Source organism: Roseomonas sp. 18066 (assembly GCF_902706185.1).
Lineage (GTDB): Bacteria > Pseudomonadota > Alphaproteobacteria > Acetobacterales > Acetobacteraceae > Pseudoroseomonas.
Map to the genome: position 1 here is coordinate 1 of NZ_CACSJM010000193.1, position 9,702 is coordinate 9,702.

The window sequence follows — 9,702 nt, forward strand, 5'->3', positions numbered from 1 at the left end:
CCCTCCCGCCCGATGCGGAAGGGGCCGGGGCAGCGATGCCCCGGCCCCTTTTCACGTTCGGATGGACGCCGGAGGGATCAGATCGCGGCCAGCAGCGTGGCGATGCGACGCAGCTCCACCGCGCTGGCCTGGCCGGTCAGCGCCATGCCCAGCTTGCCCTCGCGCCAATAGGCCACCTGCTTCTCGCCCTGGCGCGACAGCCGCAGCGCGACGCGGCGCTCGCTGCTCATATGCGCCATGTAGAGCGAGAAGGGCCCGGCATCTGCGGTGCGGAACATCACCACCACGCTGGAGCCCAGCGCCGCCGGATAGACCTGCACGTCCAGCACCCGCCAGTCGGTCGGGAATTGCGGCAGGGCGATCGCGGTGCTGTGCAGGATTTCCTGGCGGTCGAATTCCGGCGCCTCCAGCTGCGACTCCATCGCAGCCCGCAGCAGCGAGGTGCGATGCGCCTGCACCGCCTCGGTGACAAAGCGCGGCGGCGGCGAGGCCGCCTCGCTGGGCAGGCCGCCGAAGGAATTCATCTGCCAATGCACCAGCCAGCCCACCGCCACGCAGGCGGCGGCGAAGGCGCCGCGGCCGACGCTGCGCCGCAGCTGCTGCCGCCCCAGGCCCCGCTGCAGCCGGCGCGCCGCCAGGTCGATCGGATCCCGCGCCCCCGGCTGCGGCAGGTCGGTCGCGGCGCGCAGGCTGTCGCGCACCCGCAGGTCGGCCATCACCTGCGCCGCCAGCGCCGGATTGGCCGCCAGCGCGCTTTCCACCGCGATCCGTCCCTGCAGGTCGAGCTGGTCGTTCAGATAGGCGTCGATCTCGAGATCGGTGACCGCCTCAGGCATCCGGGTCATGCGAGCCTCCGACGACACGCAGGGAAGGGGGATTGGCGCCGCGCGGGGCCCGGCCGGCGGCTTCGGCGGGGGCGTCGAGCCGGCGCAGCATATCACGGGCACGGGCCAGCCGCGACATGACGGTGCCGATCGGCACCTCCAGCACGGCCGCGGCCTGCTGGTAGGACAGGCCCTCCAGCGCCACCAGGTGGAAGGCGGCGCGCTGCTCGTCCGGCAGGCCCTGATAGGCGCGCCAGACCTGGCCGAGCTGCAGCGCATGGTCCTGGGCCGGCTCGGCATGGCTGGGCGCCGCCTCGCTGACCGCCTGGATGCGGGCGCGCTCGGCCGCCTGGCGCCGCCAGCCGTCGACGAAGGTCGAATGCAGCACCACCAGCAGCCAGGTGCGCAGGTCCTCGCCGGCGCGGAAGCTGCCGCGGCGGTCATAGGCGCGCAGCAGGGCGCTCTGCACCAGGTCCTCGGCATCCTCGGCATGGCGGGTCAGCGAGCGGGCATAGCGCCGCATCGGCACCAGATGCGCCACCACGTCGAATTGTCGCCAGCCGAAGTTCATGGTCCAGACTACGTGGCCGGGGCGGGGTTTATTCCCGGCTTTTTCCGCGTGCCGCATGATTCCCCGGGATGCGGCCGGCGGGAACCTCGGCCCGCGCATGGGTGGCCCCTGTGCTGGGCCCTTCACAACCGCCGGGCCGCGTGGCTTGGTGGCGGGGCAGTCCTGTACCGCTGTTGGGAAACGTCATGAGCTTCACCCTGTCCATGGCCCGGTTGGAGGCCATGCTGCGCGAGGATGTCCCCTATGGGGACCTGACCACCCAGGGGCTGGGCATCGCCGAAGCCTCGGGCCGCGCCACCCTGGCCGCCCGCGCGGCGATGACCGTCTGCTGCGCCGAGGAGGCCGCGACCCTGTTCCAGCTGGCCGGCGCCCGCGAGGTGCGGCGGCTGGCGACCTCCGGCGCCCTGCTGGAGCCGGGCAGCCCGATCCTGACCGCCGAGGGCCCGGCCGGGGCGCTGCAGGCGGCGTCGAAGGTGGCGCAGACGCTGGTCGAGATCGCCTCCGGCATCGCCACCCGCGCCAGCCGCATCCGCGCCGCCGCCCAGCTGGGCCGGCCGGGGGTGGTGGTGGCCGGCACCCGCAAGCACCTGCCGGGGGCCAAGGACCTGTCGCTGCGGGCGCTGACCGCCGGCGGCTGCGTGCCGCACCGGCTGGGGCTGTCGGACAGCATCCTGGTCTTCGCCCAGCACCGCGCCTTCCTCGGGCGCGAGCCACCGCATCTGTGGGTGTCGCGCCTGCGCGCCGCCCAGCCGGAACGCAAGATCGCGGTGGAGGCGGAAAGCGTCGACCAGGCGGTGCAGATGGCGCATGCCGGGGTCGACATGGTGCAATGCGACAAGATGACCCCGGACCAGCTGGCCGAGGTTATCCGCGCGCTGAGCAGCCATCCGAGCCGGCCGCTGATCGCGGCCACGGGCGGGATCCATGAAGGCAACGCGGCCGACTACGCCCGGGCCGGGGCCGACCTGCTGGTGACATCGGCAGCCTATTCGGCGTCGCCGCTGGATGTGTCGGTGGTGATGGAAAAGATTTAAGAACAAAGGGAAGGCTGGGGAAATGAATTTCCCCAGACCCCATTCTTTTGTTTTTGTCACCGGCCGTTCTCAGACCAGCGCCCCACTTGGTCGGGGCGGCGGCAGCCTGACAGAAAAAAGATGGGGGCTTGGGGGAATTCATTCCCCCAACCTTTTATTCTTAAATAATTTTCCTCATCTTTCTTTGAGGATTTTTAAACAGCAGCCGCGCCGTCGCCGTCCAAGGCGTCTGCCGCGCCACCATCCAATCGGGCCCTTCGAAGACCTCCTGCCGCTCCAGCCGATAGGCCGCCAGGTACTTGCGGCCCGATCCTTCCACCAGCGCGTAGCGCCGGGCCGATATCACCCCCGGCACGGCGCCCAGCCGCGGCAGGTGCTCCTCGAAGTACCAGCGGTTCAGCTCTTCTTCATCGGTGGCAGCCACGTCCTGCTCGACGATGTAGAGAAACGGCGCTTCCACCCCCGGCGCGCCAATGGACTGCATCAACAGGTAGCGCGTGCCCGCGGCGTCGGTCGCCGGCTCCTGCCAGGCGATGACATCGGCCGGGTCGTCGACGGCGGCGAAGCGCGGGCCGGGGCCCGCGACGCTGATCAGCAGGTCGGCCATCAGTCGATCTTGGCCCCGGCGCGCTTGCCGATCTCGCCCCAGCGCTTGGTCTCCTCGGCGATGAAGCGGCGGAACTCGTCGGCGGTGGTGGGGGACGCCTTGGCGCCCTGGCCGGCATAGGCGGCGACCAGCTCGGGGTCGCGCAGCGCCTGGGTGGCAGCGTCCTGCAGCAGCGCCTGGATCGGCGCCGGCGTCCTGGCCGAGACCACCAGCCCGTACCAATTGACCGGGGCGACGCTCGGCTGGCCGGCCTCGGCGAGCGTGGGGACGTCGGGCAGCAGCGGCGAGCGGGCGTCGCCGGCCAGCGCGATCGGCCGCAGCGCGCCGGCCTGCACCTGGGACAGCAGCGCCGGCATGTCGGCGAACATCATCTGCACCTGGCCGGCCATCAGGTCGGTCACCGCCGGCGCCGCGCCGCGATAGGGGATGTGGATGATCTCGACGCCGGTCGCGAAGCGCAGCGATTCCCCGGCCAGGTGCGGCATGCTGCCATTGCCGCTGGAGGCGAAGTTGACCTCGCCCGGGCGCGCCTTGGCATAGGCGATCAGCTCGGCCAGGGTCTTCACCGGCAGCTTCGGATTGACCGCCAGCAGCTCCGGCATCAGCGCGACCAGCGTCAGCGGCGCCAGGTCGCGGGCGACGTCGAAGGGCATGGCCGGCATCAGCGTCGGCGAGATGGCGACGGCGCCGGCGCTGGTCAGCACCATGGTGGTGCCATCCGGGGCCGACTTGGCGGCGACATCGGTGCCGACCACGCCGCCGGCGCCGGAGCGGTTCTCGATGACGACGTTGCGCTTGATCAGCGGCCCGATCTTCTGGGCCAGGAGGCGCGCGATCAGGTCGTTCGGCCCGCCGGGCGGGAAGGGCACGATCAGGCGGATCGGCGTCTCGGGCAGGGTGGCCTGGGCCAGCGACGGGCGGCTCAGGGCGGGCAGCACGGCAGCGGCCGCGCCGAGCGTGGCCAGGGTACGACGACGAAGCATGGACTTTCCTTCTTGGTCTTAGGCGATCGGCCGGGGGTGCCGGGCGGGGCTCAGCCGCCGGGCGCCCCCTGCGTGTTGACGTAGAGCGCGTAGATCGAGCGGCAGGCGGCCATGAACAGCCGGTTCCGCCGCGGCCCGCCGAAGCAGAGATTGGCGCAGCGCTCGGGCAGGGCGATGTGGCCGATCGGCGCGCCTTCGGGGTTGAAGACGCGGACACCGTCGAGCTCGGCGCTGCCCATGCCCCAGCCGCACCAGAGATTGCCGTCGACATCGACGCGGAAGCCGTCCGGGGTGCCGTCGCCGGCGCCGATCAGCACGCGGGACGCGCCCAGCCGGGTGCCGTCGCCGGTGACGTCGAAGGCCAGGATGTTGCGGGGCCGCGCGCGGGATTCGATGACGTACAGAAGCGACTCATCGGGGGAGAAGGCGAGGCCATTCGGCCCGGCGACGCCCTCCGCCACGATCTGCGCGGCGCCGGTGACGCCGTCGATGCGGTAGATATTGGCCGGCAGCTCCTGCGCGGCGGCGAAGCCCTGGTAGTTGCCGAGGATGCCGAAAGGCGGGTCGGTGAACCAGATTGAGCCGTCCGACTTGACCACCACGTCGTTCGGCGAATTCAGCCGCTTGCCGTCGAAGCGGTCGAGCAGGGTGGTGATGCTGCCGTCATATTCCGTGCGGGTGACGCGGCGGCCGCCATGCTCGCAGGTGACCAGCCGCCCCTGGCGGTCGCGGGTATTGCCATTCGCGAAATGGCCGGCGCCGCCGCGATAGAGGCTGACCGTGCCGCTGGCCTCTTCCCATTTCAGGATGCGGTCGTTGGGCACGTCGCTCCACAGCAGGTGGCGGGCATCGCCGAACCAGACCGGGCCCTCGGCCCAGCGGCAGCCGGTGGCCAGCCGCTCCACCGCCGCCAGCGGCAGGTGGTACTTCTCGAAGGACGGGTGCAGCGCGCGGACGGCCGGGTCCGGGTAGCGCGGGGTCGGGTCCCAGTCCGGCATCAGGGCGTCTCCACCAGCTCGGGGGAGAAGGAATCCGGCAGGCCGATCTCGAAGGTGTTCAGCGTCATCGAGACCAGGGCGTAGTAGCCGAGGATGCCGATCAGCTCGACCATGCCGCGCTCGCCCAGCGCCGCCACGGCCTGGGCATAGAGCGCATCCGGCACGCCGCGCGTCTCCAGCAGGGATTTCGACACGGCATAGACGGCGCGCTCGCGATCGTCGCGGAAGACTGGCGCGCGGCGGGCGGCGATGGCGGCGATGACCTCGGGGTCCATGCCGGCCTTCAGCCCCTCGCGCTTATGGGCGAACCATTCGTGATGCGCCGTCCAGTGCCGGGCGGTGACCAGGATGGCGAGCTCGGAGAGCGTCGGCTCCAGCGTCGTCTCGTAGCGCAGCATCTCGCCCAGATGCTGGCCGCGGCGGGCGAGCTCCGGGCTCTGCAGCCAGGCGATCATCGGCGCGGGGACGCGGCCGCGGCGGCCGGCGGTGGCCTCGGCGATGGCCTGGCTCTGGGCCTCGGTGCGGGCGTCTTCCGCGGGCAGGGTCAGGCGGGGCATCAGCCGGGCTCCTTCAGGTCGGGGGCGGCGGCGGCCTGCAGCCGCGCCACGTCGCCGCCGAGCGCGGCGGTGATGTCGAGCGCCTCGCGATAGACCAGGCGGCGGCACAGCGCCTCGACCGCCGGGGTGAAGCGGTACAGCGGCACGGAAATGCCGATCGAGCCTGGCACCTCGCCGCCCGCATCCAGCACCGGGGCGGCGATGGCGGCGAGGTCCGGATGTCGCTCGCCCAGCGTGACGAAGGGCAGCACCGGCCCGGGCACCACGCCGCCATCGAACAGGATGATGGCGCGGCCATGCGCGCCGCGGCCCAGCGGCTGCACCTCGCCGACGCGGGCGTAGTCGCGGACGATCTGCGGGCTGTCGAGGCGGAAGGCGCAGCGGCGCTGCTGCCCGTCGCGCATGAAGAAGGTGGCGCTCTCGCTGCTCTCGGCGCGCAGCCGCTCCAGCGCCGGCGGCACATGGTCCTCCAGCCGCAGCGAGCGGCGGCAGCGGTCGCCCAGCAGCATCAGCGTCGGACCCAGCACATAGCCGCCGCTGGACAGGCGGCGGATGAAGGCCTGGCCCTCCAGCGTCTGCAGCATGCGCAGCGTCGTGGTCATGCTGAGCCCGACCCGGCGCGACAGCTCGGCCAGGCCCAGCGGCCCGTCCTCCTCGCGGAAGGCGGTCAGCAGGGCCAGCGCGCGGTCGACGGCGCGGACGCTGCCCTCGCCCTCGGCGCCGGGCTCGCGCGGCGGCCGGGCGGCGCGGCGCCGCGGCGGAGTCGCGGCTTGTTTTTCCAGGGCGGTCGGGGTGTAGGACGTTTTGCTCACGCGACGACGATAGCTTGGCTTCCGGAATTTCGGAAGTGTGTTGCGCGTGGTGGAAGCGCCGCCTAGCCTGCCGCCGAATCAGGGGGAGACAACGCCATGGCCGCACGCTTCCAGGACAAGGTGGTGATCGTCACCGGCGCCGGCTCGGTGGGGCCGGGCTGGGGCAATGGCCGCGCCGCCGCGGTGCTCTTCGCCGCCGAGGGCGCCCGCGTCTTCGGCATCGATCGCAAGCTGGACGCCATGGAGGAAACCGCCGCCCGCATCGCCGAAACCGGGGGAAGCTTCACGCCGCTGGCCTGCGACGTCACCGACAATGCGGCGGTGCTGGGCATGGTCCAGGCGGTGCAGGCGGCGCAGGGCCGGATCGACGTGCTGGTCAACAATGTCGGCGGCTCGGCCGCCGGCGGGCCGGTGGAAATGGCCGAGGAGGTCTGGGACGCCCAGGTCGACTTCAACCTGAAGAGCGTCTTCCTGACCTGCAAGCACGTGCTGCCGGTGATGGAGGCGCAAGGGTCGGGCGCCATCGTCAACCTGGCCTCGACCTCGGGCATCCGCTGGACCGGCTCGGCCCAGGTCGCCTATGCCGCCTGCAAGGCCGGGGTCATCCAGCTCGGCAAGGTGGTCGCCGTGCAATACGCCGCGAAAGGCATCCGGGTGAACACGGTGGTGCCGGGGCAGATGCACACGCCGATGGTGGAAGTCCGGCTGGCCGGCCAGCGCATGGGGGGCGACGCCCAGGCGCTGCTGGCCCAGCGGCTGGCGCGGATCCCGCTGGGCTTCGCCGGCGACGGGCGCGACACCGCCCATGCCGTGCTGTTCCTGGCCTCCGACGAGGCGCGCTTCATCACCGGCACCGAGCTGGTGGTCGATGGCGGCATGTCGGTGCGCTGCGGGTAGTCTCGGTCAGCCGGCCAGGGCGGCGAGCAGCAGCGCCTTGTCGACCGGCTTGGTCAGGTAGTCGTCCATCCCCGCCTCGCGGCATTGCCGCTCATAGAGCGGGCCGACCGCGGCGGTCAGGCCGATGATGCGGGTCGCCTTGTTCGGGCCGTCGCCGGCGCGGATGGCGCGGGTGGCGTCCAGCCCGTCCATCACCGGCATCTGCATGTCCATCAGGATGATGTCGAAGCGGCGGTCGGCGGCGCTGGCCACCGCCTCGGCGCCATTGGCCACCGCGGTCACCGCCAGGCCGGCGCGTTCCAGCATGTGCAGCAGCACCAGCTGGTTGACCGCATTGTCCTCGACCAGCAGCACGGCGCGGCCGGCGGCGGGGCTGGGCGCCGCCGCGTCGACGCCGCCGGCCGCGGCCTCGGCCGGGCGGTCCAGCGCCTGCAGCAAGGCGAGGCGCAGCGCCGAGGGCAGCACCGGGCGGGCGATGGCGGCGGCGAAGCGCGCGGCCGGCTGGGTCACCACCGCCGCGCCCGGCTGGGCCACCGCCGCCGCGCCCGGCGATTGCAGCTGCACCAGGCGCGGCGGCTGCGGGCGGGCGGCCAGGGCCTCGGCCTCGGCGCCGGCGGCCAGCACCAGGGCGGCGTCCGGCGCCGCCGGCACCAGCGCCGCGCTGTCGGCCACGCGCGGCTGGCAGCCCAGCTGGCGCAGCTGCGCCACCAGCACCTCCCGCTCCGGCGTCGCCGCCTCGACCACCAGCACCGCCAGGTCCTGCAGCGGGCCGGGCGGCCGCGCCGGCGCCGGATGCGCGGCGGCGCTGACCAGGATCTCGAAGCGGAAGACCGAGCCGCCGCCGGGGCGCGGCCAGGCCTCGATGCCGCCGCCCAGCAGCTCGGTCAGGCGGCGGGTGATGGCCAGGCCCAGCCCGGTGCCGCCATAGCGCCGGCTGGTCGAGGCATCGGCCTGGGTGAAGCGCTCGAACAGCATCGGCACCTTGGCCGGGTCCAGGCCGATGCCGGTGTCGCTGACCGTGCCGCAGAGCCGCCACCCATGCTCCCCGGCCTGATTCTCCCCGGCTTGTTGCTCCCCGGGCTCCGGCGCCGCCGACAGCACCACGCGGATCCAGCCGGCCTCGGTGAACTTGCCCGCATTGTCCATCAGGTTCAGCAGGATCTGGCGGAAGCGCAGCAGGTCGCCGGCGACGCGCGGCGGCAGGCCGGGCGCCACCTCGCCCAGCAGCGCGACCCCGCGGGCGGCGGCGCGCGGCGCCAGCAGCGCCAGCAGCCCGCCCAGCTGCTTCTCCGGCGAGAACTCGACCGCCTCGCGCTCCAGCTCGCCCGCCTCCAGCTTGGAGAAGTCGAGGATGTCGTTGAGCACCGCCATCAGATGGCCGGCGGAGCTCTGGATGGTCTCGGCATAGCGGCGCTGCACGGCGCCGAGCTCGGTCTCCAGCAGCAGCCCGCTGAGGCCGATGACGCCGTTCATCGGCGTGCGGATCTCGTGGCTCATGGTGGCCAGGAAATCCGCCTTGGCGCGGGAGGCGCCCTGCGCCATGGCCTCGCTCGCCTCCAGCCGCTGGCCCTGGCGCAGCAGCCGCCACAGCGCGGCGCCGGCGATGGCCAGCACGGCGGCGCCGGCGCCCAGCAGGATGCGGTCCTGCTCGCGCGCGGCGCCCAGCACATCGGCACGCTCCTGCGCCACCTCGACCACCACCGGGGCCTGGCGGCTGACGGCGAAGCTGGCCGTCACCTCCCGCCCGCGCGCGTCGCGGCCGCTGAAGGAGCCCAGCTCCTGCCGCGGCAGGAAGTCGCGGAACAGCCAGTTGTCGGCCAGCGCCTGGCCGATGCCCTGGCTGCCGCCATCGGCGCGCGCCACCAGCCGCCCCTCGAAGTCATAGAGGCGGATGGCGAAGCCGAAGGCCTGGGCCGGGCGGGCGGCGATGGCGGTCAGGTAGTCGGGGTTGAGCAGGGCGATGGCGGCGCCGGCGAAGCCGGTCTCCGGCGCGATCAGCGGCAGCGCCATCGGCAGCGTCCAGCGCTGCCAGGGATCGGCATGGCCGCGGCCGTCGAGGTAGCGGCCGGGCTGCGGCGGCAGCAGGAAGAAGTCGATGCCCGGCATGTCGCGCGCCGGGCCCTCGGCCGCCTGCGGGTCCAGCCCCTGGAACCAGGGCTGGCCGCCGAGCTCCCGCCCCACCAGCATCGGCACCGAGGCGGAGACGACGCGGCCGCGCTGGTCGGTCAGCAGCAGCGCGCGCAGCTGCGGCATGTCGCGCAGCAGGCTGCCCATCTCGGGCGAGAGCTGCGGCGCATGGCCGCCAGCGATGCGGCTGCGCTGCTCGGTCAGCACCAGGCCCGCGGCCTCGATGGCGCCCGAGATCTGCTCGGCCAGGCCCGAGGCCAGCGCCTGGGTCAGCTGAGCCGCCGAAGCCTGC

Annotated in this window: 10 protein-coding genes; 2 read left to right on the forward strand and 8 right to left on the reverse strand. The window is 72.9% G+C overall.

Annotated features, from left to right (window positions below):
• Nucleotides 1-77 precede the first annotated feature (77 nt).
• Together GVN67_RS25940 and GVN67_RS25945 are read right to left on the reverse strand one after the other, a co-directional pair.
• Nucleotides 78-845 carry an anti-sigma factor gene (locus tag GVN67_RS25940; protein WP_160000218.1) on the reverse strand — a complete coding sequence of 256 codons (768 nt, stop codon included), beginning with the start codon at nt 843-845 and terminating at the stop codon, nt 78-80.
• The gene (locus GVN67_RS25945) at nt 829-1,395 is read right to left on the reverse strand and encodes a sigma-70 family RNA polymerase sigma factor (RefSeq protein ID WP_160000219.1); all 567 of its coding nucleotides are present in this window, start codon (nt 1,393-1,395) and stop codon (nt 829-831) included. Before GVN67_RS25945 ends, GVN67_RS25940 begins: the two co-directional genes overlap by 17 nt.
• Nucleotides 1,396-1,580: 185 nt before the next feature.
• On the opposite strand from GVN67_RS25945, the gene modD reads away from it, so the two are divergent.
• Nucleotides 1,581-2,429 carry a ModD protein gene (gene modD / locus GVN67_RS25950; protein WP_160000220.1) on the forward strand — a complete coding sequence of 283 codons (849 nt, stop codon included), beginning with the start codon at nt 1,581-1,583 and terminating at the stop codon, nt 2,427-2,429.
• A gap of 160 nt (nt 2,430-2,589) precedes the next feature.
• Here modD and GVN67_RS25955 read toward each other — a convergent pair whose 3' ends face one another.
• The 5 genes from GVN67_RS25955 to GVN67_RS25975 are packed head-to-tail and all read right to left on the reverse strand — an operon-like array spanning nt 2,590 to nt 6,386.
• Complete coding sequence (locus GVN67_RS25955) at nt 2,590-3,036, reverse strand: DUF4286 family protein (RefSeq protein ID WP_160000221.1); 447 nt, start codon at nt 3,034-3,036, stop codon at nt 2,590-2,592.
• Nucleotides 3,036-4,019: a tripartite tricarboxylate transporter substrate binding protein gene (locus GVN67_RS25960; RefSeq protein ID WP_160000222.1), complete on the reverse strand. Its 984-nt coding sequence runs from the start codon at nt 4,017-4,019 to the stop codon at nt 3,036-3,038. The genes GVN67_RS25955 and GVN67_RS25960 overlap by 1 nt, the downstream gene beginning before the upstream one ends.
• A 50-nt stretch (nt 4,020-4,069) precedes the next feature.
• Nucleotides 4,070-5,017 carry an SMP-30/gluconolactonase/LRE family protein gene (locus GVN67_RS25965; RefSeq protein ID WP_160000223.1) on the reverse strand — a complete coding sequence of 316 codons (948 nt, stop codon included), beginning with the start codon at nt 5,015-5,017 and terminating at the stop codon, nt 4,070-4,072.
• A complete protein-coding gene (locus GVN67_RS25970; RefSeq protein WP_160000224.1) occupies nt 5,017-5,574 on the reverse strand; it encodes a carboxymuconolactone decarboxylase family protein in 558 nt (185 codons plus the stop codon). The genes GVN67_RS25965 and GVN67_RS25970 overlap by 1 nt, the downstream gene beginning before the upstream one ends.
• Nucleotides 5,574-6,386, reverse strand: a complete 813-nt coding sequence (locus GVN67_RS25975) for an IclR family transcriptional regulator (protein WP_160000225.1) — start codon at nt 6,384-6,386, stop codon at nt 5,574-5,576. Before GVN67_RS25975 ends, GVN67_RS25970 begins: the two co-directional genes overlap by 1 nt.
• A gap of 96 nt (nt 6,387-6,482) precedes the next feature.
• Here GVN67_RS25975 and GVN67_RS25980 point away from each other — a divergent pair, with 96 nt between their 5' ends.
• Complete coding sequence (locus tag GVN67_RS25980; protein ID WP_160000226.1) at nt 6,483-7,283, forward strand: SDR family NAD(P)-dependent oxidoreductase; 801 nt, start codon at nt 6,483-6,485, stop codon at nt 7,281-7,283.
• A gap of 6 nt (nt 7,284-7,289) precedes the next feature.
• Here the strand turns inward: GVN67_RS25980 and GVN67_RS25985 are convergent.
• Nucleotides 7,290-9,702, reverse strand: a 2,413-nt coding sequence (locus tag GVN67_RS25985) for a response regulator (RefSeq protein WP_160000227.1), incomplete at its 5' end; no start/stop codon positions are given.